This is a genomic window from Agrobacterium sp. 10T429, from assembly GCF_056393925.1.
Window position 1 is genome coordinate 46,568 of the sequence record NZ_JBFTGV010000011.1, and the last position, 22,100, is coordinate 68,667.

The 22,100-nt window shown below is 58.8% G+C and carries 17 protein-coding genes; 8 read left to right on the plus strand and 9 right to left on the minus strand.

The window, feature by feature from the left end; all coding sequences use genetic code 11:
* Positions 1-21: 21 nt before the first annotated feature.
* From AC1DCP_RS21420 to mprF, 4 genes are all read right to left on the minus strand, one after another.
* A complete protein-coding gene (locus AC1DCP_RS21420) occupies positions 22-2,349 on the minus strand; it encodes a DUF1217 domain-containing protein (RefSeq protein WP_476774616.1) in 2,328 nt (775 codons plus the stop codon).
* Positions 2,350-2,726: 377 nt separating this feature from the next.
* A complete protein-coding gene (telA, locus tag AC1DCP_RS21425) occupies positions 2,727-4,052 on the minus strand; it encodes a telomere resolvase TelA (RefSeq protein ID WP_065687490.1) in 1,326 nt (441 codons plus the stop codon).
* 288 nt (positions 4,053-4,340) lie between these two features.
* Entirely contained in the window at positions 4,341-5,711 is a 1,371-nt protein-coding gene (locus AC1DCP_RS21430) for a virulence factor (RefSeq protein ID WP_019565052.1), read from the minus strand.
* Between the two features lie 11 nt (positions 5,712-5,722).
* Positions 5,723-8,323 (minus strand): bifunctional lysylphosphatidylglycerol flippase/synthetase MprF, encoded by a 2,601-nt coding sequence (gene mprF, locus AC1DCP_RS21435; RefSeq protein WP_065687491.1) that lies wholly within the window; start codon positions 8,321-8,323, stop codon positions 5,723-5,725.
* A gap of 275 nt (positions 8,324-8,598) precedes the next feature.
* Here mprF and AC1DCP_RS21440 point away from each other — a divergent pair, with 275 nt between their 5' ends.
* The gene (locus tag AC1DCP_RS21440; protein ID WP_003514125.1) at positions 8,599-8,892 is read left to right on the plus strand and encodes a hypothetical protein; all 294 of its coding nucleotides are present in this window, start codon (positions 8,599-8,601) and stop codon (positions 8,890-8,892) included.
* Positions 8,893-8,952: 60 nt separating this feature from the next.
* Here the strand turns inward: AC1DCP_RS21440 and AC1DCP_RS21445 are convergent, their stop codons facing one another.
* The gene (locus AC1DCP_RS21445) at positions 8,953-9,993 is read right to left on the minus strand and encodes a dipeptidase (protein ID WP_065687537.1); all 1,041 of its coding nucleotides are present in this window, start codon (positions 9,991-9,993) and stop codon (positions 8,953-8,955) included.
* A 235-nt stretch (positions 9,994-10,228) separates the two neighbouring features.
* Between AC1DCP_RS21445 and AC1DCP_RS21450 the strand changes: the two genes are divergently transcribed.
* From AC1DCP_RS21450 to AC1DCP_RS21480, 7 genes are all read left to right on the plus strand, one after another.
* Positions 10,229-11,824 carry an ABC transporter substrate-binding protein gene (locus AC1DCP_RS21450; RefSeq protein ID WP_003514121.1) on the plus strand — a complete coding sequence of 532 codons (1,596 nt, stop codon included), beginning with the start codon at positions 10,229-10,231 and terminating at the stop codon, positions 11,822-11,824.
* A 2-nt stretch (positions 11,825-11,826) separates the two neighbouring features.
* The gene (locus AC1DCP_RS21455) at positions 11,827-12,840 is read left to right on the plus strand and encodes an ABC transporter permease (RefSeq protein WP_003514118.1); all 1,014 of its coding nucleotides are present in this window, start codon (positions 11,827-11,829) and stop codon (positions 12,838-12,840) included.
* Positions 12,837-13,739 carry a nickel transporter permease gene (gene nikC / locus AC1DCP_RS21460; RefSeq protein WP_013636786.1) on the plus strand — a complete coding sequence of 301 codons (903 nt, stop codon included), beginning with the start codon at positions 12,837-12,839 and terminating at the stop codon, positions 13,737-13,739. The genes AC1DCP_RS21455 and nikC overlap by 4 nt, the downstream gene beginning before the upstream one ends.
* Positions 13,740-13,742: 3 nt before the next feature.
* The gene (locus tag AC1DCP_RS21465) at positions 13,743-14,573 is read left to right on the plus strand and encodes an ABC transporter ATP-binding protein (protein WP_003503986.1); all 831 of its coding nucleotides are present in this window, start codon (positions 13,743-13,745) and stop codon (positions 14,571-14,573) included.
* Entirely contained in the window at positions 14,570-15,310 is a 741-nt protein-coding gene (locus tag AC1DCP_RS21470) for an ABC transporter ATP-binding protein (RefSeq protein WP_003514115.1), read from the plus strand. The genes AC1DCP_RS21465 and AC1DCP_RS21470 overlap by 4 nt, the downstream gene beginning before the upstream one ends.
* A 116-nt stretch (positions 15,311-15,426) precedes the next feature.
* Positions 15,427-16,938 (plus strand): serine hydrolase domain-containing protein, encoded by a 1,512-nt coding sequence (locus tag AC1DCP_RS21475; RefSeq protein ID WP_065662129.1) that lies wholly within the window; start codon positions 15,427-15,429, stop codon positions 16,936-16,938.
* An 88-nt stretch (positions 16,939-17,026) separates the two neighbouring features.
* A complete protein-coding gene (locus AC1DCP_RS21480; protein ID WP_013636784.1) occupies positions 17,027-17,923 on the plus strand; it encodes a LysR substrate-binding domain-containing protein in 897 nt (298 codons plus the stop codon).
* 6 nt (positions 17,924-17,929) lie between these two features.
* On the opposite strand, the gene AC1DCP_RS21485 is transcribed toward AC1DCP_RS21480, so the two are convergent.
* The 4 genes from AC1DCP_RS21485 to AC1DCP_RS21500 all read right to left on the minus strand — a co-directional run bounded on the left by AC1DCP_RS21485 (position 17,930) and on the right by AC1DCP_RS21500 (position 22,089).
* Positions 17,930-18,796: a D-amino-acid transaminase gene (locus tag AC1DCP_RS21485; RefSeq protein WP_013636783.1), complete on the minus strand. Its 867-nt coding sequence runs from the start codon at positions 18,794-18,796 to the stop codon at positions 17,930-17,932.
* 20 nt (positions 18,797-18,816) lie between these two features.
* Positions 18,817-19,875 (minus strand): P1 family peptidase, encoded by a 1,059-nt coding sequence (locus AC1DCP_RS21490; RefSeq protein ID WP_112153303.1) that lies wholly within the window; start codon positions 19,873-19,875, stop codon positions 18,817-18,819.
* 143 nt (positions 19,876-20,018) lie between these two features.
* On the minus strand, positions 20,019-20,981 hold the full coding sequence (locus AC1DCP_RS21495; RefSeq protein WP_013636781.1) for a sugar kinase: 963 nt from the start codon (positions 20,979-20,981) through the stop codon (positions 20,019-20,021).
* A 49-nt stretch (positions 20,982-21,030) separates the two neighbouring features.
* On the minus strand, positions 21,031-22,089 hold the full coding sequence (locus AC1DCP_RS21500) for an ABC transporter ATP-binding protein (RefSeq protein WP_013636780.1): 1,059 nt from the start codon (positions 22,087-22,089) through the stop codon (positions 21,031-21,033).
* Positions 22,090-22,100: the final 11 nt, after the last annotated feature.

Here is a 22,100-nt window from a genome sequence, read left to right on the forward strand (position 1 = left end):
CGGCCAACACTTATGGATGGTCTAACCTCTGCGGCGGCTGCGGAGTTGCCCCAACGTCGCGAGTGTATTGCCGCTGATGGACGTGCTGCCGCTGCCGAATAGAGCGAGACGCGGATCCGACGTTGCGTTGTTCGCCTCGAATGTCAGCAAAAAGCGATTGACCAGTTTTTCGACCTTCTTGGGGTTCTGCAGGTCCTTTATCTTCAGCTTCTTCTCGATCATCTTTGCCTGCGCATCCACCTTGGAGTTTGCGGTTTCTGCGGGAATTCCAAGGGCGGTGCGGGTGAACTCCGCAAGCGCATTATCGGCGAGTATGTCGTAGGGATTGGAAATGCTGGCAGCCATGCGCTTGAAATAGAGCGCAAGGCGAACGCCGGAATTTTCTTCGCCCACCCGCTGTTCCAGCGTCTGCCGAACATATTTGTCGCGTGTTTCCATGAGGCTGCGGGTGTTCTGCACGCTCTGGCCGGCTTTCGCGACGATATTCCCCTTGGCGTCGAAATTGAAGGAGCCGGCAAGTGCGCGGAAGCGGGCATCTTTTTCGGTATTGGCGAAACTTTTGGGGTCCTTGAGGTCGGACTTGAAGATCTTCTTGAGGTAGTCGGTGGTGACCGTTTTGGGGTCGATACGCTGCGCAATCAGCATGAAATCGAGAAGGCGGCGGTCGGAGAGCAATTGATCGACGGTTTCAATCGTTTCCATTTTCTGGCGATAATAGGTGACCTCCTTTTCGCCTTTCTCCCTGACCTTTTTGTCCTTGTCCCAACGGGTAACTTCCTTCAGATAATTTCGTGATATTCGGGTGATCTCGTTTTCCGACTGGGCGAGCCGGGGTGAGCCGATCTTGCCCTCGGCATCAAAGTTGAAAGCCTTGGCCAGCCGCACGAAACGCTCGTCTTTCAAAGTATAAACGTAACTTTTCGGGTCTGACAGATCGCTGGTAAATACCCGTTTCAGCGTGAAGGACGAGGCTTCTTCAGCGGTAATATCGAAGGCCTTCAGGGCGAAGTTTCGAATGATGACCGCGCCCTGCGCGTTCGACAGAAAATCCTCGAGATTTTTCGTCAGGCCGATATAGCGCTGGTAGTTCTTGATTGCCTTTTCGTCCGCTGCTTCGTCCTTGTCATCGTAACGGCTGAAGTAGAGGTTCATCATGGTGTTGAGCTGTTCGGCGGTCTGCGCGACCTTGCCGGTCTTGATCTTGCCATCCGCACCGAAATTGAAGGCGCGTGCCAGATCGACAAGACCTTTGTCCTTCTCCTTGTGGATTGGGCTTTGCGGATCATTCGGATCCTGCAAGACGGCCCAGCCGATTTTCTTGTCCGTCTCATCATTGTCGGTCAGATTGAAGCTGACGATGAGCATCGTTCTCAGGCGCGCAAACTGCGTCATCTGGCTGGCCTCGGTGATGGTTTTCATCTTATCCGCGAAATACTCGCGGTTGAGAACAGCTCCGGCCTGCGTCAGGCGGGGATTTGAAAGAACGTAGGTTTCGTTAATCAGTCGCCTCTGCGCAGCCGTCTGCGCCGGCATGCCGTCATCTACGCGGCCGTCGTCCCGGAAATTAAACGCGGCCGCCATCTCGAACAGTTTGTTGGCATCGTTGATACGCTTGTTATATTGGCTGATCAGGTAGTCGATCTTTGCGAGCGCCGGTTTGTCGGTGGACGCGACGCCTGCACGTTCTATGCGCAGATCGGCCGCCTTCGCCTTCCACTCCGGTATCAATGACTTGTAGGTCTTGTTGATGTAGCTATCGGCATTGCTGATATCGCTCGTCAGAACGTTTTTGACGTGCTTGTAGCTGAAGGTCTCGGGGTCGATGCCGAAGGATTTGAAGATATAATCCCGAAGCCGCGTGTTCTTGAAGATATCGTCGACATGCCCGACCTTCTCGATGGCCATGTTGTAAAAACGGGTCTCTTCCTTTAATTCGGCGCCTTCCTGTTCGATCGTAGCATGATAGGTGGCAATCAACCGGTCCTGCTGGGATTTTGTCTGAACCGATTTTTCCGCTTTGATCGTGCCGAAATCGAAAGAGGCAGCGAAGTCGCGGTATCGCGTATCCTTCAGTTTGTTGGCGAAGCTGTTCGGATCGTTGAGATTGCTTTCCAGCACCTTCTTCATGAAGGCGGTGGCATAGATCATTTCCTCCAGTCCATGTGCCTTCATGGCATAGGAATAGAGCCGGAAGTCCTTCAGGAACGCGTCGAGGTTTTTGACCTTGCCGATATTATCCGCATAATATTTGGCGTCGCGAGATACGACGGGGTCGTTCGCGACGCGTTTCAGCGACAATTCCATATCACGATTGTAAAGAGCGTAAGTCGTATATGCGGGCAGCACCATGTGTCTCCGAAAAAACTATGGCAAAATCTGTGCGTGAACCAGTTATGAAGCGGATAATTGCAGTATAGTCTTGCGCGTAGCTGTATAATTAAAAGTAATATTTAGAGTAAATATTTTGTATTATTAAATTAGTTGAGATTTATATTGATTGTTTGGTGCGTGGCTGCGTTCAGATCGCGTGCAGGCAGAGGCGGCCCCAAGCGCCAACGCCAACACCACGCCGGCAGACAAAGGGGGAAGACTTGGCAAAAGCTGAGGGCGGCACATTTGTCCGGGCTGTTGGGACAGACATGCGAAAATACCGCTGGCAGCGTGTTCAGCGCTATCCTGAGGCAAGGCCGGATTAGAGGCTTTTTCTAGTGCAGTTCCGGGTACCGCTACGGGTTCTTGCGGGAGGCGGGGGCGATGGTCGCCATCTGCAACAATGTGCGCTCATTCGTGCGTTTGGCTCGCGCCAATGCATCGTCGCGATCTTCCGGCAGCGTGTAGGTCATGTAGGACAGCGAGGTTTCGAGGTCGTTATTGTTGTGTCCGAGGATGGCCGCGAAATAGCTGTTCTTGGTGACATGGGGCGGCGCGAAATTGTGATACGCCACCTCCGCATAAAGGTGCCGCAAGCCATAGGGCTTGGGCAGTTCTTCCTTCGGCCAGAGATCCTCGAACAGATTAAAAACCGTGTCCCGAAGCAGCAGGCGAGTTTCCGATGAAAAATCGTCGATCGACATGCCGTGCCACAATTTTCCCTGCCCGCTTTCGCGCAGGCGCTGGTAGGCGGACAGGATGGTTGCGGAGCGTGCAAGGACCGGGATCTCGTAGGTAATCCCGAATTTCGTTCCTTCGCCCTGCTTCGTCTTGGCCTGGCCGTTAAACAGGATGCTCCATTTGGAAACGCCCTTGCCATAGGGAGCGGGTGAAAACTCGGCCTGGGTGAAGACTTCATAGGGGCGGCGTCCCGTCATGCCGATCAGGCCGATGCCGATCATCAGCGGATCGCTGGACTTGAGACAATCCTCGCAGATCTTCAGCACCTGCCGGTAATTCTCGAATGTGATTAGCGCGCCGTGCTTGTTGGCGATCTTCTCCATCTTCACCCGGCGTGCCTCGTCATACATTGCGGCATCGCCGGTGGCGATCTTCAGCATCGGATGGTCGTCACCGAAGGCTTCGCGGATGGCGTTACGATATTTGGTGATGTAGGAAATGATCGTCGTCTGGGCGCGGCCCTTCATGACGGCGATTTCGGCGTCCCACAAGGCCTGCATCTCTTCTTTCGAGCCCAGGCCGTTCATCGCTGCAATAAAATCCGCGATCCGCAAAAGCACTGTCGGCTTGCGGCCGGCGGTGTTGAACTCCGCCCGTTCGATCTTTTCGACAATGGAAGTCGCCACGCCGGTTTTCGGATAGTCGGCCCGCTCTATATAGGTCTTCAGCCGCTCCCGCAGCTTTTTCATGTTGCAGATGGCAAGCGGGGTGCTCTTAGCTCCAAATTCGGCCTTCAGGGCATAGCGATATTTCATGATGTAAAGTTCGAGCGTCTTTTCCGTGCGGCCATTGTCGAAATGGTAGCGGACCTCTGCGTCCCAAAGATCGCGGATTTTTTTGTTTCGCAACGTCTCGCTGCTTTTCATCGCCTCCCTGACCCGACCGACGAACTGGTCGATGCGTTCCACGAGAACTGGAGTTTTGGTCTTTCGTGCGAGCATGCGGCGGCCCCTGAACCGGTCGGGAAATATAAAATCTATGATTGGCAATCAACAGAAGCATGGTTGCGGAAATGCCATGGATATCCGCCTCCAGCATATTTCTTTTGAATAATAGTTTAATCGATTCCGCAAGTATGGCCGTGATGCGTGGAACCTTCAAGGAAGGTTTGCGAGCCGAGATCGGCAAGTCGGGGAGCCGGCATCCTGCCGGCGGCGCTTCGGGTGATTGAATTCTGATGGAAGTATGGGCTTCGGGAATTCTCCCGAAGCCGCAGAGGTTGCGACAGCCTATTTCGGTAGCCGGGTTTTCAGGGAGGTCACGATGCGCTTGGCAAGCCCCTCATAGTCCTCATCGAAATGGTGGCCACCTTCGATGCCGACCGTCTCCACGCCCTTTGCCTTCAGGCCGGGGCAGGGGTCTTCATCCTCTTCCTCCGTGCCATAGACGCATTGCACCAGCTTCGGATCGATCTTAACGATGTCGTCGATGGTCTTGCCGCCCTTGCCTTCGCCGGCAACGCCGAGCCAGCCCTGGACGGAAATCTCGAAATCGACTTCGGTCGAAAGTCCAAGCAGCGTCAGCTGCACGACATGGGATTTCGCGCGTTCGGGCAGGAGATTATAGGTGGCGGGAATGATATCGGCGCCAAAGGAATAGCCGATCAGCACGACGTTCCGAACCTTCCATTCCTTGCGGTAGGTGTCGATGATGCGCGCAAGGTCATTGGCCACTTCCTGCGGCTGTTTTTCTTTCCAGAAGTAACGCAGGGCATCGACACCGATCACAGGTATCCCCTGCTTTTGCAGCGCGCCGCCGACTTCCTCGTCCAGATCGCGCCAGCCGCCGTCACCGGAATAGATCACCGCCATGGTGTCCATCGCCGGGCTTGTTTCGAGAACCGTGATCGGCAGGCCTAGCGGGCTGCTGGTGTCGCCCGCCGCATCGACCTTGTCGGACAGGGTCTGGGACAAAATCTCATCCGCCTTGCCTGTCACATCAGTCACTTCGATATCGGGATGAAGCTTCACCAGGGCGTTAACGTGGTCGCGGCCCTTCTGATCCGCATCGGGCGTGAACAGCACGCTGACAGGAGCTGGCAGCGGGCCATCGGTCAGGCCATAAACCGTTTCACCGTCCACCTTGTCCTTGGTGGCGGGGGTGCAGAGTATCTTCTCAAGCGGCAGGCCAGCCTTGGGGTCGACCGCGATGGCTTCCTGAACGGTGGAGACCGGGCTTTGCGCGATCATGGCGAGCGCCAGCGTTCCGCCCTTGCCGATGCCGGTGAGGATAGGCTGGCGATAGCTGGCCGTCCCGGCGGTGCGCTGGATCTGCTGCGACAGCGACTCGATGTCCGAGATCATATAGATACACTCGTCATCATCGGCCTCGAGTGCCTTCAGATATTCCTTGAAATCGATGCCGACCACCGCGGCACCCTTTTCCACCAGTGCTTTGGCGCGTTCTTCGTCGGTGCCGGTCCATCCGTCCGCATCGGAAATCAGGAAGACGCTGGCGAGAATTTCGCCATCAGGCACCATGATGTGCTCGGCGGGGATCATGCCAGTGTCATAGGCTGGTTTGTCCTGCGAAAAGGCGGCGCTGGAAGCAAACAATGGGGAGAGGAACAGGGCGGAGGCGGCAAGGGCTGCCTTCAGCATGCTGTATTTTCTCATTTTCCGATCACTCCTCTGACACCGCCACTGATCAGAACCGTCGCGTCCATCAGCGCCAGAGCGGCGTCTGCGCCATTTTGTACGGCGAGGTAACGCGGTTCCCATTTCGGGTGGAACTTCGTCTTGAACGCACGAAGGCCCTTAAAGTTGTAGAAACGTTCGCCATGTTCGAAAAGCGTGCTGCCAATGCGGTCCCAGACCGGTGCCGCATCGCGCTTCGACATGCCGGACATGGGTGCCATGCCGAGATTGAAGCTCTCATATCCCGCCTCGCGCAGGTGCTGCATGATGCTGACGAAAAGGAAATCCATCGAGCCGCGCGGTGCGTCCGGTGAAAAGCGCATGAGATCGACGGTGGCTTCCTTTTTGGTGTCCGTCACCATCAGATTGGCGAAGGCGGTGATCTTGCCATCCTTGCGCAGCACGGCGACGGGCTGGGAGAGAATGTAGTTGGGCTCGAACGCACCGAGAGAAAATCGCTTTTCCCTTGTATTATGGTGGGTGAGCCAGCCATCCGAGACCTGCTTGAGATCATCCAGAATATCGGCAACATGCGATTGCTCGACAACTTCGAAGGTCAGCCCGTCGCGGGCGCCGCGGCTCAGTGACTGGCGAAGGGTTGCGAGCTTGCCGCCCTTCAATTCGAATGCGGTAAGATCGACCAGCGCCAGTTCGCCAAGCTTGAAGGCACGCAGGCCCGCATCGGCGCAATGGGACAGGAGGAAGGGCGAAATCTGGTAGAATGCGGCGCGCGCACCCGCCGAACGGGCGGATTCCACGAATTGCCAGACCAGATCGGGAAAATCCTCCTCGTTGCCGACGGGATCGGCGAAGGCTATCCATGACCGGCCCTGAATGCCGTACATGATGAAGGCGCTGCCGCTTTCCGAGAACATCACATGCTTGTCGCCCATGCGCACCAGATTGGCATCGGCCGAATCCTGCTGCATGACGATGTCGGTTGCACGTTCAACGTCTTCCGGCTGGATGGAATCCGGCTTGAAAGTGACCGGCCGCATCAGGCTGAAAATTGCAATGGTGGAGGAAGCAAGCACCAGGCCGAGAAGGGCGCGCAGACCGCGCGGTGCTTCCTCAGAGAACTCGAATTCCCACCACAATGTGTGGCTGTAATCGGTGTCGCGGTAGACGAACAGAAGGATCGTTGCCGCGCCAGCGATGATGACGGCCATAGCGGCGAGCCAGCTCGGTCCCAGCGCCTGTTTGACCAGCGAGGCGTGACGGTTGAAGCTGCGCATATTGAGGGCTAGCGCCGCGATGAAGATGCCGAGGAAGATTGCCTCGAAAACGGCAATCGCCTTCACCAGCGACAGGATGAGCGCCAGCGATGCGGCGACAAGGGCAATCCACCACGCCCCATCCAGCCGCTGCCCGAGGCCGCGGGAGGCGACAACGAGTCCAAGGCCGAGAATACTCGTCAGAAAGTGCGCCGCCTCGATGATCGGCAGTGGCACGAAATTCGACAGGAAATCCAGATTGCTGCCGGGCGTCGGCGTCACGCTCGAAAAGATCAGCATGGTGCCGAGAATGATCGCGAAGGTGGAGAGCAGCGGTGGCGCCAGCCGCACGGCAAGCTGGCTGATATCGGAGACCACCGGCTTGGCCGCGAACTGCTTCATTTCGGAAACGATCATTACCAGAATGGCAACAACCAGCGGCAGGACGTGATAGATGACGCGATAAAGAACGAGGCTTCCGAGCAGCTGATCGACGCTGATCGCGTTGCCGAGCCCGGCTACCATAACCGTTTCGAACACACCGAGACCGGCGGGAACGTGGCTGAGAACGCCAAGGCCAACGGCGGTGGCATAGATCGCGAAGAATGTCGGCCAGCCGAGATGCGTCTCGGGCAGGAGCACATAAAGCACGGAGGCGGAGGCGGCGATATCAAAGGCGGAGACGAGGAACTGGCGCGAGGAGGTGCGGCTGTCGGGAAGGCGCAGTCGCCATTTGCCGAGCCGGATCGCCTTGCCGTTGCGGCCGATATAGGCGGTGGTAACGAGAACGGCAATGACGGCGAGCGCTCCGCCCCTTAGAACAGTCGGGTCGAGACCGATGATGGCGGCGATGCGTGGTGCGACGATGAAGGTCGAAAGGGCGCTGACAGACATAAGCCCCAGGCCGAAGGACAGCGTGACGAAGGCGATGACACGGGCGATGTCACCCGGCGAAAGTCCCAGCCTGGAATAGGCGCGAAAGCGTATTGCGCCGCCGCTCAACGGGCCAAATCCAGCAGTGTTGCCGATGGCGTAAGCGGCAAAAGCGGTGGCCGCCATGGACGGGAAGCGCACCTTTTTGCCGACATATTCGATAGCGTTGGCGTCATAGAAAATCAGCGACAGGAAGCTCAGCGCCGTAAAGACCATTGCAAGAAGAATGGCCGGAAGCGAAGTGTCCAGAAGAGCTGCGATCACATCATCGTACCGCACTTCGGATGTGAGGCGGTAAATCGCAAACGTCATCATCACGAAGATGAGCGTAATGGCGATGGCCGTCAGATAGGGCCGGTTTCTGGCAAAGAAGCTTTCAACCGGGGATTCGGTAATATCGGTCTGTATAATTTCGCTCTTGTCTGCCATTTGCTTTTTCCAGCGCCAGTCCCTTGGTTGGCGAACCACAGGATTGTGTCGCTAATTCGTTTCGGTTGAGGAAATTTGCTTAGCAGAAATGCGTGACGTGTCGATGTGAAGTTTGGCGACAAACCAACGAGATTTTCGCCGTTAAAATGAAAAATGCAACCAAAAAGAGCGATGTTCAAATTTTAGATCAAAAACTCCGTGAATTAAACGTTCCGATTGCTTGGAGGCGATGTTTGATGTGATTAAACGCTTCTTTCAATTGAAGGAAATGCAAAATGAACATGCCTACAAGAATAGTAATTTCGCTGATCGCAGCTCTTTTGGTGGGCGGCGGCTACATGGCTTATGACAAGATGCGGGGCGCCGAATGGGTTGTCTCGCCGCAGCAGATTGCTGATGCGAAGGCCGGCGGGCAGGCCGGATATGAATCGCGTCCGGGAACAGTGACCGTTCTGCCGATCCGTAGCGAGACGGCGGATGTACTGCCGATCAAATGGGCCATTGCTGGCCTGGTCGCAGGCCTGCTGGCGTTTCGGTCCACGGGCAAAAAGAAAGCGGCAAAGGCCTGAGGCCTGCCGCTTCATGTCTCCGGCACGGAAGTCCGGGGAGAATGCCAAAGTCGGGGCGCGTTACGCGCCCCACGTTTTCTCCAGCACGCGAACCCAGTTGCCATGGCAGATCTTGGCGAGTGCGGCGTCGTCATAACCGCCGTTGCGCAGGGCTTTGACCAGCAATTGCAGATCGGCCGCATCCTTCATGGCTGCTGGAATGGTGGTGCCGTCGAAATCCGAGCCGAGTGCGACGTGATCGATGCCGATGCGGTTGACGATATAGTCGACATGGCGGACCAGTTCGCCAAGATCGGTAGCCGGGTTCTTCACGCCGTCCTGGCGCAGGAACAGAACGCCGAAATTGATGCCGGCAAGACCGCCTGTGTCGCGGATCGCGTCCAGCTGGCGGTCCGTCAGGTTGCGGCTGTGGTTGCACAGCGCATAGGTGTTGGAATGGGACGCCACCAGCGGTGCGTCCGATATCTTCGCGATGTCCCAGAAACCCTGTTCGTTCATGTGCGACAGGTCGACCATGATCTTCAGTTCGTTGCAGGTCTTTACCAGCCGTTTTCCGGCATCGGTGAGGCCGGGGCCGATATCCGGTGTCGACGGGAAGCGGAAGGGAACGCCGTAGGCGAAGATGTTCGGGCGGCTCCAGACCGGGCCGAGCGTGCGAAGGCCAGCCTCGTGGAGAACATGCAGCGCATCCAGATCGGCGCCGATCGCTTCTGCGCCCTCGATATGGAAGACGGAGGCAAAGGCGCCCTCTGCCATCGCGCTGCGGATCTCGGCGGCCGTGCGGCAGACTTTCAGCGCACCGCCTGATTGTTTCTCGGCGCGGAACAGCAGGGCCGCCATGCCAAGCGTCGCCTTCAGCGCGTCCGCTTCAGCCGGTGTCGTGAAGTCGCCGTTCGCGTCCTTCTCCATGCTGGGCGAGGGGACGTAGATGGCGCAGAGGCCACCGGCCAACCCGCCCTTCCGGGCGCGCGGCAGGTCGATGTGGCCGACCGTATCACCCTCGATGAGAAGCGTTTCGGGAGAGGCATTGCCCGATCGCCATAACCGCAGAAGCACGTCGTTGTGGCCGTCGAAGACGGGTACGGTTTTTTCATCGGTCATGGTCATTCACCTTTGGATACGGGCGGGGCGCGGGCGCGCGGTCGTCAGACTTTTGAGAATTGGTAGAGGAAAGGTCAAGGTCGGAGCAAATGCAATCCGTGCATAGGCTCTGCCAAATTTGGAATTGGTCGCGCCTCGTTTGCTCGTGGTAATCGCGGGAAAACATAAAAAAAATGACTGGATTGGGGCGAACCCATACCGTTTCCGAAAAATAAGGTCCGAAAGGGGATTTTCGATGATTTCAAGACGCAACCTGCTGATTGCCGGCGCTGCCGTACCGTTCCTGTCCTATGCGCACATTCCGGCATTTGCTGCGACACCCAAGGATATTCTGGTGGTCGCGCAGCAGCTGGACAACATGACGAGCCTTGATCCGCATGAGGGTTTCGAAGCCGTCGGCGGTGAAATCATGTCCAACATGTACCAGAAGCTGGTGCGGGCGAACCGTGAAGATTCCACCAAGGTCGATCCGGTCATCGCGAAGTCCTGGGAAGCCGATGCGGAAAGCAAGGTTTTCACCTTTGTGATCGGTGACGATGCGACCTTCTCGAGCGGTGCGAAAGTGACCGCGGAAGACGTGGCCTTTTCTCTGCAGCGCGCCATCAAGATGAACAAGAGCCCGGCCTTCATCATCGGCCAGTTCGGCTTCACGCCTGACAATGCCGAAACCACCATCGTTGCCGCCGACGAAAAGACGGTGAAGCTGACGACGGCAAAGCCGACCGCAATCTCGTTCCTGCTCTATTGCCTCTCCGCCAATATCGGCGCGATCGTTGAAAAGAAGGCCGTGCTGGCAAATGCCTCGGGCGAAGACCTCGGCAATGGCTGGCTGCAGAAAAACAGCGCCGGTTCCGGCGATTTCATGTTGCAGGCCTGGAAGCCGAGCGAGAGCGTAGCGCTCACCGTCAACCCGAATGGCCCCTACAAGGGTAACATCAAGCGCGTCATCCTGCGCCATGTCACCGATCCGTCTTCCCAGCTTCTGATGTTGCAGAAAGGCGATATCGACATTGCCCGCGACCTGACTTCGGAACAGCTGCGTACCGTCCAGAACGACGCCAACATCGAGTTGCAGCGCAAGAGCATCGCCTCGCTGGTGCTGATCTCGCTCAATCAGGGCAATGAGAACCTTGCCAAACCACAGGTCTGGCAGGCCATCAAATGGGCGCTGGACTACAAGGGCATGCAGGAAAACATTGTGCCGCTGACGCACAAGGTTCACCAGAGCTTCGAGCCGGAAGGTTTCCCCGGCGCCGTTAACGACACGCCGTACCAGCGAGATGTCGAAAAGGCCAAGGCGCTGATGGCGGAAGCCGGTCTTGCCGACGGTTTCGAAATCACCATGGATCACTATTCCGCCCAGCCTTACCCGGATCTGGCGCAGGCCATCCAGGCAAATCTTGCCGATATCGGCATCAAGGTGCGTCTGCAATCTGCCGAGAACCGTCAGGTTCTGACCAAGATGCGTGGCCGCGAACACCAGATGGCGCTTTCCGCCTGGGGCACGGATTACTTCGATCCGCATTCCAATGCCGATGTCTTCAACATCAACAAGGACAATGGCGACGACGCCAAGTCCAAGCCCTTCCTGTGGCGTTCGCGCTTCAAGAACGACGACTTTGCCGCGAAGGCAGAAGCCGCCCGTGACGAGAAGGACCCGGCAAAGCGCATCGAGCTTTATGAAGCGCTGCAGCGCGAGCACATGGAAAACAGCCCCTTCGTCTTCATGTTCCAGACGACGAAGACGGCCGCGTTCCGCAAGGGCGTTTCCGGCTTTGAACTCGGCGTTCTCTCCGAGGGCAATTCCTACCACGATGCTAAGAAAGCGTAACATTGAACAAGCGCGTCAAAAGCATATCGTCGACACTGAGCAGCGTCATTCTGACGCTGTTCGGGTTGATGGTCATCACCTTCCTGATCGGGCGCGTCATGCCTGTCGATCCTGTCATCGCGGCAGTTGGCGACAACGCGCCTGAAGACGTCATTGTGCGGGTTCGGGCCGAAATGGGCCTGGACCAGCCACTGGTCGTTCAGTTTTTCCACTATGTGTCGCAGGTGCTGCACGGTGATTTCGGCAATTCCATCCTGACCCGCAACCCGGTTTGGATCGATATCAAGCGCGTTTTCCCCGCCACCTTCGAGCTTGCTACGGCAGCACTCATTCTCGCTGCGCTGATCGGCATTCCGCTCGGCGTATGGGCCGCCGTGAAGCAGGGCAAGTTGACGGATCAGATCATCCGCGTCGTCTGCCTTGCCGGCCATTCCGTGCCCGTCTTCATGCTGGCGCTGATTTCGCTGCTGGTATTTTACGCCACGCTTGGCGTCGCACCCGGACCGGGCAGGCAGGACATCATCTATGACGGCATGATCTCGCCGGTCACCGGCCTGATGACGGTCGATACGCTGCTTGCCGGCGACTGGGACGCGTTTTACGACGCCATCGCCCATATGGTGCAGCCCGTCTGCATCCTTGCCTATTTCAGCATGGCCTATATCACCCGCATGACACGCGCCTTCATGATCGATGCGCTGAAGGGCGAATATGTCATTACCGCCCGTGCCAAGGGGCTTTCGGCAATGACCGTTATCTGGGGGCACGCCTTCCCGACGGTTGCCGTACAGCTCGTCACGGTTCTCGCACTCACCTATGCCGGCCTTCTGGAAGGTGCCGTGGTGACGGAAACCGTCTTCAGCTGGCCGGGCCTTGGCCAATATCTCACCGTCTCGCTCATGAACGCGGACATGAACCCTGTCGTCGGAGCGACCCTGTTGATCGGCCTGATCTATGTCGGCCTCAACCTGCTCGCAGACGTACTTTACCGAGTAATGGATCCCCGCGTTCGATGATGTTAGCAACTTTCAGAAACTGGGCTCTGGATGAGACGCCGCATTCCCGCAGGCAGGCTGCCTGGGGAAACCGGTACCGCATCTGGCTGAACCTCAAGTCCAATCCGCTGGCGGTGGTCGGTCTCACGATCATCATCATCTTCATTGCGCTGTCGCTGCTGGCGCCGTTCATCGCGCCTTACGATCCGGCCGCGCAGAACCTCGGCAACCGCCTTGCCTTCCCGAGTGCCGAGCACTGGTTCGGCACGGATGAGCTGGGTCGCGACATTCTTTCGCGCATTCTCTATGGTGGTCGCGTCACGCTTGGCATGGTCATTGCCGTCGTTGTTCTCGTTGCGCCGATCGGTCTCGCCATCGGCTGCATCGCCGGTTATTTCGGTGGTATCGTCGATACGGTGTTGATGCGGGTGACCGATGTGTTCCTGGCCTTCCCGCGCCTCATCCTGGCGCTTGCCTTCGTCGCGGCGCTGAAGCCTGGCGTCGAAAGCGCCATTCTCGCCATCGCGCTCACCGCCTGGCCGCCCTATGCGCGTCTCGCTCGCGCCGAAACCATGACGGTTCGCGGCAGCGATTTCGTTGCGGCCTACCGGCTGACAGGCGCTTCCGCCTGGCGCATCATCGCCCGTCACATCGCGCCGCTCTGCGTGCCGAGCCTCATCGTGCGCATCACGCTCGACATGAGCTCGATCATCATCACCGCCGCAAGCCTCGGCTTCCTCGGCATGGGCGCGCAGCCGCCTTCGCCGGAATGGGGTGCGATGATTGCGACGGCCAAGCGCTTCATCTTCGAACAATGGTGGGTCGCCACCATTCCGGGCATCGCCATTTTCCTCGTCTCGCTCGCCTTCAACTTCCTTGGCGATGGTCTGCGCGACGTGCTCGACCCGAAGGGACATTGAGCCATGCTGGTCGAAATCGAAAATCTGAAGATCGCGTTCCAGACCCGCACCAGCCGCTTCGAGGCGGTGCGCGGTGTTTCCATGAAGCTCGGAACAGAAAAGCTCGGCATCGTCGGTGAATCCGGTTCGGGCAAGAGCCTCACGGCGCGCGCGCTGATGAAGCTTCTGCCCTCCAATGCTGATATCAGGGCCGACAAGCTCTCCTTCGACGGTATCGACGTGCTTTCCGCCAGTGAAAAGCAGATGCGCCAGATCCGAGGAAAACGGGCAGGTTTCATCCTTCAGGATCCGAAATATTCGCTGAACCCGGTCAAGACCATGGGTGCACAGATCGCGGAAGCCTGGCGCGCCCACAAGGGCGGCAGCAAGCGTGCGGCCATGGAGGCGGCAATCGCTCTGCTCGATCAGGTGAAGATCCGCAATCCGCGCCAGGTCGCTTCGTCCTACGCTCACGAGGTTTCCGGCGGCATGGGCCAGCGTGTCATGATCGCCATGATGCTGGCGCCTGATCCAGAGCTTCTGATCGCCGACGAACCGACAAGCGCTCTCGATGCCACGGTGCAGGCGGAAATCCTGCGGCTGATCGAGGAGCTGGTATCGGAACGCGGCATGGGTCTCATCCTCATCAGCCACGACCTGCCGCTAGTCTCGCATTTCTGCGACCGCGTGGCTGTCATGTATTCCGGCCGGGTGATGGAGGAACTGAAAGCTTCCGAACTCCTGAAAGCACAGCATCCTTACACGCAGGGTCTCTTGAACTGCATTCCCTCGCTGACGCATCCGCGCGAGCGTCTTCCCGTTCTCAACCGTGATGCAGCGTGGTCCAGCCTATGATCGACGTCGAAAATCTCCGTATCAAGTTCGGCGACCGTGAAGTGGTGAAGGGCGTGTCCTTTTCGGTCGAAAAGGGCGGCAGCTTCGGCATCGTTGGCGAAAGCGGCTCGGGCAAGTCCACCATTTTGCGCGCCATGGCCGGCCTTAATGAAAGCTGGGAAGGCCGCATTGCCTTTGCCGGCAAGGATGCGCCGCTGAAGCGCACGCCGGAATTCTTCCGGCAGGTGCAGATGGTGTTTCAGGACCCCTATGGTTCGTTGCATCCGCGCCAGACTATCGACCGTATCCTCAGCGAATTGCCGTTGGTGCACGGCATGGACAATATCGAAAAACGCATCCAGCAGGCGCTATCGGATGTGGCCCTGCCGCAGGCGGTGCGCTTCCGTTACCCCCACCAGCTCTCCGGCGGCCAGCGTCAGCGCGTGGCGATTGCGCGTGCTTTGATTGCCGATCCGCAGGTTCTGCTGCTCGATGAGCCGACTTCGGCGCTCGATGTTTCAGTGCAGGCGGAAATCCTGAACCTGTTGCAGGATCTGCGGGCGGCGCGCAACCTCACCTATATCCTTGTCAGCCACAATCTGGCTGTTATCGCGCATCTGTGCCCACAGGTGGGCGTGATGCTGAATGGTGAAATGGTCGAGCAGCTGAATGCAGGCGATCTACGCGAAGGCCGCACGAAACACCCGCATACCGAAGAGTTGCGCAGCCTGAGTATCCGGTTGGAAGAGCCGGCTTGAGCCCACGTCGCACATAGATCGAGCGGATGCTGCTCGCTTCTTCTCCCCACCGGGGAGAAGGTCGCGGCAGCGGTATGAGGCTTCCCACAAGACCCACGAAGACACGAGACCGAACAATGTCACAGCAATTCGACTGGAACGCCGCTTCGACGCTTGCCGAGAGTTTCGTCTCGCAATGGGCCGGCAACGAGCCAGGCGGAGCGGTGATCGGTTTCGATCTCAATGGCATCCGTTTTGCCCATGCGGGCGGGGTTGAGAGCCTTTCGACGTTTGCACCGTTCACGCCGAAAAGCGTGGTGCGTTACGCTTCCGTCACCAAACATGCCTTCTGTGCCATGGTGCTTGCCCATTCCGATCTGATCGGGCTTGACGATCCGCTCGGAAAGCATCTGCCGGAGCTGCAATCGCCACTCCGCGACGTCACTGTCGGGCAGGCGCTGGATATGAGCGGCGGGTTGCCGGACACGCGCGAATGCCTCTCGCTGCTTGGTCTTTCCGTCTACACCGAAACGAAGGCCGGCCCGCTTCTAGACTATCTGTCGCGGCTGACCCGGCTGAACTTTCCGGCCGGCAGCGAGGTTTCCTATTCGAATACCGGTTATCGTCTGGTCGAGGCGGCGCTGGAGCGCCATGGCTTCCGTTTTGACGATTTCGTGCAGACGCAAATTGCCGGACCGTTCGGTGTTTTCCTGAAGGCGCCGGACGTCTGGAACGATCCGGTGGACGGATTGGTGCCGGGTTACTGGAAGGCTGAGAGCAACTGGCAACTTTCGGCGGCGGGGCTGCATATTTCCGCTTCGGGCAGTCTTGCCGGCAGTGCCGAAGCGCTGACCCGCTGGCTGCAGGGGCTGATGCGGGGAGAGGGCAGCTTTGCAGCCGTTCTGGACGGGCTTTCCACCGAGCGGCGGCTCGCCGATGGACGGATGAGCGAATATGGTCTCGGCCTGCGCTGGTCACATCTCGGCGACAGACGTTTCGTCGGTCATGGCGGTTCGCATCCCGGCTACAAGACGTACTTCCTTCTCGATCCGGAAAACGGCACGGGTTTCGTCGTGGTATCGAACCGCGAGGATACCAACGGCTTCAAGATTGCGCTGGAAAGCATGGCGGCCCTGACCGGTTTGCCTTTACCCAAACCCGCCGCCAGCTTGCCGGAAGGCCTCTATGTCACCGAAAGCGGACCGTGGTGGCTGGAGATCAAGGGCAGTACCTCGACCTTCATCGATGGCGACGACACGCTTTATGAAGATGCCGATGGCTGGGTGTCATCGCGCTCCGCATCCTCTCCGATGCTTCTGAGGCTCGAGGGCGACGCGATCGTCGGCGAGGCAGGCCACGCCGCTCGTCGGTTCCTGCCGGTTGGCGACCATGCGGTGCCCGATGAGCTTTCCGGATCTTGGCGCTCTACCGAAGGGGCGGAATTTACGATTTCCGGTTCGTCGCTGACCATGGGTATCGGTCCCACGCGCCGCTCCATGCCTTTGACGGCGCTCGGCAATGGTCGCTTCCTCTTCACGCTCTCGGACGGGCCGTGGACGAAGCGCATCTGCCTCAATCAATTGAGCGACGGCCGGATAGAGCTTGTGGCGAGCCGGGCGCGAATGATCGAATATTCAAGAAGCCTTTAAGAGGGTTTCAATCAGCTGCTATTGCTCCTAATAAAGACCCTTGTTCCAGCTAAAGGCCGGTTCAACATCTTTGTGGGAGAACAGGCCCTTGGAAATCAAATGGCTCGAGGATTTCCTGGCGCTGGCCGGAACGCTCAATTTTTCGAAGGCGGCGGAAGAGCGGCATGTGACGCAATCCGCTTTCAGCCGGAGGATCAAGCAGCTGGAAGCCTGGGTGGGCGCGACGCTGGTCGATCGCGCTTCCTATCCCTCACGACTGACCGAGGCCGGGGTGAAGTTCGTTCCGGTGGCGCAGGAAACCCTGAAGCAGCTTTACCACGCCCGTCGCACCCTGTTGCAGGAAGACGGCGAGGATGCCAGAACAGTGCGGCTGACGGCGCTGCACACGCTGTCTTTCACCTTCTTCCCGGACTGGCTGAAACGGGTGAACGAGAAGGCGGGACCGCTGTTTTCGGTTCTGCGGCCTGATTCCGGCAGCATGGAGGAGAACCTCAATTCGCTGGTGGACGGGCAGAGCGATTTCCTTCTGACCTACGCCCACCCCGAAGTGCCGATGCTGCTCGATGCGCAGACCTTCGAATTCCGCATGCTTGGCGCGGAAAACATCATTCCCGTTTCTGCCCCCGCGGAGGATGGTGCGCCGCTGCACAGCCTGACGGAAGGCGCGAAAAAACCCTTTGCCTATCTGGATTACGAAAAAGCATCGTTCTTCGGGCCGCTCTTGCGCGATCTCCTGAGTGCGCGCCTGCCGAAATTCGAGCGGGTGCATGAGGGCAGCATGTCGGTGGGGCTGAAAGCCATGGCGATGGCGGGATGGGGTGTTGCCTGGGTGCCGGAAAGCCTGATGCGGCATGAGCTGGATAGCGGCGCGCTGGTGCGTGCCGCCGATCACAGTTTCGATATTGCCGTGGATATCCGGCTTTATCGTTCCAAGGAGAACCGCCGTCCAGTTGTCGAGCGCATATGGGCGGTTCTCGAAGATTGATCCTGGTCAGATCGCGGTGCGGTGGGCGTTTTCGAGATAGAGAGCGCGCAGGCGTTTCACCATCGCGCCTGGTTTGCCATCACCCACCGGCTTGCCATCGATCTTCGTCACCGAAACCACGAAGTTGGAGGCGCTGGTCAGGCAGGCTTCGTCTGCGTTCATCGCTTCTTCCAGCGTGAAAGGCCGTTCTTCCAGCGTGAAACCGGCCTCCTTGGCCAGTTGCAGGGCGGCAAGGCGGGTGCAGCCGGGCAGGGTCTTGTTGCTGTTGCCGCGGGTGATGATCTTCCTGTCGCCGGTGATGATATAGGCGGTGGAGGATGCGCCTTCGGTGACGAAACCATCCTCGATCATCCACGCCTCATCGCAGCCTTCAGCCTTGGCGATGCGTTTTGCCATCACTTGCGGCAGCAGGCAGACGGTCTTGATATCACGGCGCGCCCAGCGCTGGTCGGGAACGGATTTGACCGCAATTCCGGCCTCTTCCACGGCGGTGCCGACGAGTTTCTTGTCCTGCGTGAACATCACCAGCGTCGGCTTCAAATCGGCGGAAAACAGGAAGTTGCGGTCTTCCGCGCCGCGCGTCAGTTGCAGGTAGATCATGCCTTCGACAAGGTTGTTGTCGGCAATCAGGCGACGTTCGGCCTCGACGATTTCCTTTGTTGTGACCGGCAGCGGCACGTCGATTTCGCGGGCGCTGCGTTCCAGCCGCGCCATGTGCAGGTCGCTGTCGATCAGCTTGCCTTCGAGAACGGAGGTGACTTCATAAATGCCGTCGCCGAACAGGAAGCCGCGGTCGAAGATGGAAAGGCGGGCTTCCGCCTCGGGCAGGAATTCGCCGTTGAGATAAACGATGCGACCGGATTGGCTAGTCATGAAAACTCCGTCTGGAAAAGTCAGGCTGAAAGAAGGGTTTTAAGCGTATCGATGGAAATGGCCTCGACCGTGGAGACCTTGCCGGTTCCAGCGTTGAAGCCTGATGTTGTTGTTGCCGCGCATAGCGAATTGAGGATCGCTTCTTCGGTCGCCTCTATCGCAGCTTCGAACAGTGGCGAGATCGCATCGTTGGAAAGCTCGGGAAAATCCGCCACGGCCTTGCGGCGTGCGGGTGTTTTGCGAAGCCGCTCGTTGGTCGAAAATGCCAGCGCGTAATCGCCGGAACCATTGCTCAGTGCAGCACCGGTGCGCGAGAGGCCGCCGAAGCTCCTAGCGGCCAAGCGCTTCAAATTGCGCGACGACAGCGGCGCATCGGTTGCGATGATGATGACAATCGAGCCGTCCTTGTCCTTGTGCTCCGGGCTCACATAGGGTTTGCCGCAGACGAGAAGATGGCCGCCATAATTGGACTGCACGAGAACGCCGAGCGTATAGGCCTCCCCCGCGACGGTGACGATGCGGGATGCGGTTCCGATGCCGCCCTTCATGCCGAAAGCCACCGTGCCGGTTCCGGCTCCAACGCCGCCCTCGGCCACCGGGCCTGCGGCAGCGTTTTTCAGCGCGGCCGAAATTTCCTCGACGGTCGGGCGTCCAGCGCGGATGTCGTTGAGGCGGGAATCGTTGGTCTCTCCGACGACCGCATTGATCGACACCACTTTTTCGTTACCCGGCTGCGCCAGTGTGTGGCGGTTGATCGTCTCGATTGCCCGGCCGGTTGCAAGCGTATTGGTGAGGATGACAGGCGTTTCGAGTTCGCCGAGTTCCTCGATCTGGGTCGAGCCCGCAAACTTGCCGAAACCATTATAGACGGCGAAGGCGGCGGGCACCTTGTCCTGAAAAAGATTGCGGCCATGCGGCAGGATCGCGGTTGCGCCGGTGCGGATCGTGTCGCCTTCGATGACGGTCGAATGGCCGATCGTCACGCCTTCGACATCGGTGATGGCATTGAGCGGGCCGGTCTCGAAATGGCCGGGCGGCAAGCCGATATCGCGCAGTCTCGGGCGGGTCGTCTGATGCATCGGGCGATCACTTTTGCGGAATGCAGGCTCAAGGTGGAACAAGCGCGGCTTGCGAAAAGCTTTGCTCTGACTTGACGTTAGCCTAGTTCGCCGGGAAACGGCATCGCAAAAATGGAATAGTTTTATGCGGGCAATGGATGCGCTCAGAAGGCGCGTAGCGCCGGTCCCCGTTCACGCTCCAGCCATTGCCGCATCGCGTCTTCGGTCTCTTCGCGTGTGGGTGCGCCGATGCGGCCGCCGAAGACCGTGCATTTGAGCGCAGCGGCAACGGAGGAGAGCCGGATGGCGGCGCGGCTTTCCATGCCTTCGGCTATGGCAAGCGCAAAGGTGCCGTGGAAAATGTCGCCTGCCGCCAGCGTATCCACCGCCTTGACCTGCATCGTTTCCTGAAAATGGACAGTGGGATCGCCAGCTTCCGTCCACCAGCAGCCTGCCGGTCCGGCGGTAACGGCGATGAAGGTTTGCGGGTAGCGGGCATGCAGCACCGGCAGCATGTCCTCTACCGTCTCAAGCCCCGTCAGCCGGGCGGCGGCGGGTTCGGAAAAAACGATGTGGGTCGCGGCGGGTGCGAGCTTTTCGAGGGTTTCGACCGGCGCGACGTCGCCGTCGAGAATGGCGTGTTTGCCGAGTGCGCGTGCCACATCAAGAACATCGAGCGCCAGTTCCGGCCAGCGCACATCCACCAGCACGGCGTCGTAAGCGGCGAGGTCCGCTGGTGTGCAGGAGCGCTTCTTCTCATGCAGCCTGTGATCATAAAAAGGGACGATCAGCCTTTCACCGCGATCATCGATAATGATCGTGGAGAGTGCGGAGCGTGCGCCGGCGGCGACTGTCATGCCTGTGGTGTCGATACCGCTTTCGGCGAGATCGCGCAGGATGCGGGTTCCGGTCTCGTCGTCGCCCACAGCACCCCAAAGGCTGGCGCGGCCGCCCATGCGGTGCACCGCATAGGCTGCGCTGGATGCCATGCCCTCGGCGATCTGCAACATTTCGTAGGGCAGGACCTTGCCTTCGCCCTTTGGCATGTCATGGACGCGAAACAGGGTGTCGAGCACGGCTGCACCCACGCACAGCACATGTTTGCGGCTCTCGTGTTGGCTGTCCATGCCCGTCACCCTATGTCTTTGTCTTACGCAATTTTACTCGGCATGCGCCTTAGATGCGCTTGCCGGTTGCCTTGTCGAAAAGGTGAACCATTTCCGGGTCGATGGCGATATGGATCGTATCGCCGAACCTCACGTCCAGCCGCTCGCGGAACAGGCAGGCGATCTCGTCGCCCTTGCAGTTCAGCTTGGCATAGATTTCCGAACCGGTGCCTTCGACCAGTTCGACCCGGCCTTCGATACCGCCGCTTGCTGCACGGATATGTTCCGGGCGCACGCCGTAGACGAGGTCGCGACCGCCCAGTGCGGCAATGTCGCTGTTGGCGGGCAGGGGAAGGCTTAAGCCCTTCACGGTGCGGAACACGCCTTCTTCGACGCGTCCACGAATGAAGTTCATCGCAGGCGAACCGATGAAACCGGCAACGAAGAGGTTGGCCGGGCGGTCGTAAAGCTCGAGCGGCGCGCCGATCTGCTCGATCACGCCGTCATGCAGCACCACGATCTTGTCGGCCATGGTCATGGCTTCCACCTGGTCGTGGGTGACGTAGATGGTGGTGGTGCCGATGCGCTGGTGCATGGCCTTTATCTCGCCGCGCATCTGCACGCGCAGCTTGGCGTCGAGGTTTGACAGCGGTTCGTCAAACAGGAAGACCTGCGGATCGCGCACCAGCGCGCGTCCCATGGCCACACGCTGACGCTGGCCGCCGGAAAGCTGGCGCGGATAACGGTCGAGCAGCTTGTCCAGTCCCAGAATGGCGGCAGCCTTGTCGACCTTCGCCTTGGTTTCGTCGGCGCTCACCTTCTTCAGCTTCAGCGCGAAGCCCATATTATCTTTCACCGTCATGTGCGGATAAAGGGCGTAGTTCTGGAAGACCATGGCGATATCGCGGTCGCGGGCGGGCAGGTTGCTCACCTCACGCGCGCCGATGTGGATTTCGCCGTCGCTGACTTCTTCCAGGCCCGCAATCATGCGCAGCAGGGTGGATTTGCCGCAGCCGGACGGGCCGACCAGCACGACGAATTCGCCATCCTTGATATCGATATCGATGCCGTGGATGATGTTGACCGCGCCGAAGCGCTTCTGGACGTTTAGAATATTGACCGGTGCCATGTTTTTGGTTC

Bases quoted from the DNA above. Each gene is read 5' to 3' on its own strand.
- AC1DCP_RS21500 (WP_013636780.1), bottom strand. From the start codon at position 22,089: ATGGCACCGGTCAATATTCTAAACGTCCAGAAGCGCTTCGGCGCGGTC.
- telA (WP_065687490.1), bottom strand. From the start codon at position 4,052: ATGCTCGCACGAAAGACCAAAACTCCAGTTCTCGTGGAACGCATCGAC.
- AC1DCP_RS21485 (WP_013636783.1), bottom strand. From the start codon at position 18,796: ATGACTAGCCAATCCGGTCGCATCGTTTATCTCAACGGCGAATTCCTG.
- AC1DCP_RS21490 (WP_112153303.1), bottom strand. From the start codon at position 19,875: ATGCATCAGACGACCCGCCCGAGACTGCGCGATATCGGCTTGCCGCCC.
- AC1DCP_RS21430 (WP_019565052.1), bottom strand. From the start codon at position 5,711: ATGCTGAAGGCAGCCCTTGCCGCCTCCGCCCTGTTCCTCTCCCCATTG.
- AC1DCP_RS21440 (WP_003514125.1), top strand. From the start codon at position 8,599: ATGAACATGCCTACAAGAATAGTAATTTCGCTGATCGCAGCTCTTTTG.
- AC1DCP_RS21450 (WP_003514121.1), top strand. From the start codon at position 10,229: ATGATTTCAAGACGCAACCTGCTGATTGCCGGCGCTGCCGTACCGTTC.
- AC1DCP_RS21495 (WP_013636781.1), bottom strand. From the start codon at position 20,981: ATGGACAGCCAACACGAGAGCCGCAAACATGTGCTGTGCGTGGGTGCA.
- AC1DCP_RS21475 (WP_065662129.1), top strand. From the start codon at position 15,427: ATGTCACAGCAATTCGACTGGAACGCCGCTTCGACGCTTGCCGAGAGT.
- mprF (WP_065687491.1), bottom strand. From the start codon at position 8,323: ATGGCAGACAAGAGCGAAATTATACAGACCGATATTACCGAATCCCCG.
- AC1DCP_RS21420 (WP_476774616.1), bottom strand. From the start codon at position 2,349: ATGGTGCTGCCCGCATATACGACTTACGCTCTTTACAATCGTGATATG.
- nikC (WP_013636786.1), top strand. From the start codon at position 12,837: ATGATGTTAGCAACTTTCAGAAACTGGGCTCTGGATGAGACGCCGCAT.
- AC1DCP_RS21445 (WP_065687537.1), bottom strand. From the start codon at position 9,993: ATGACCGATGAAAAAACCGTACCCGTCTTCGACGGCCACAACGACGTG.
- AC1DCP_RS21465 (WP_003503986.1), top strand. From the start codon at position 13,743: ATGCTGGTCGAAATCGAAAATCTGAAGATCGCGTTCCAGACCCGCACC.
- AC1DCP_RS21470 (WP_003514115.1), top strand. From the start codon at position 14,570: ATGATCGACGTCGAAAATCTCCGTATCAAGTTCGGCGACCGTGAAGTG.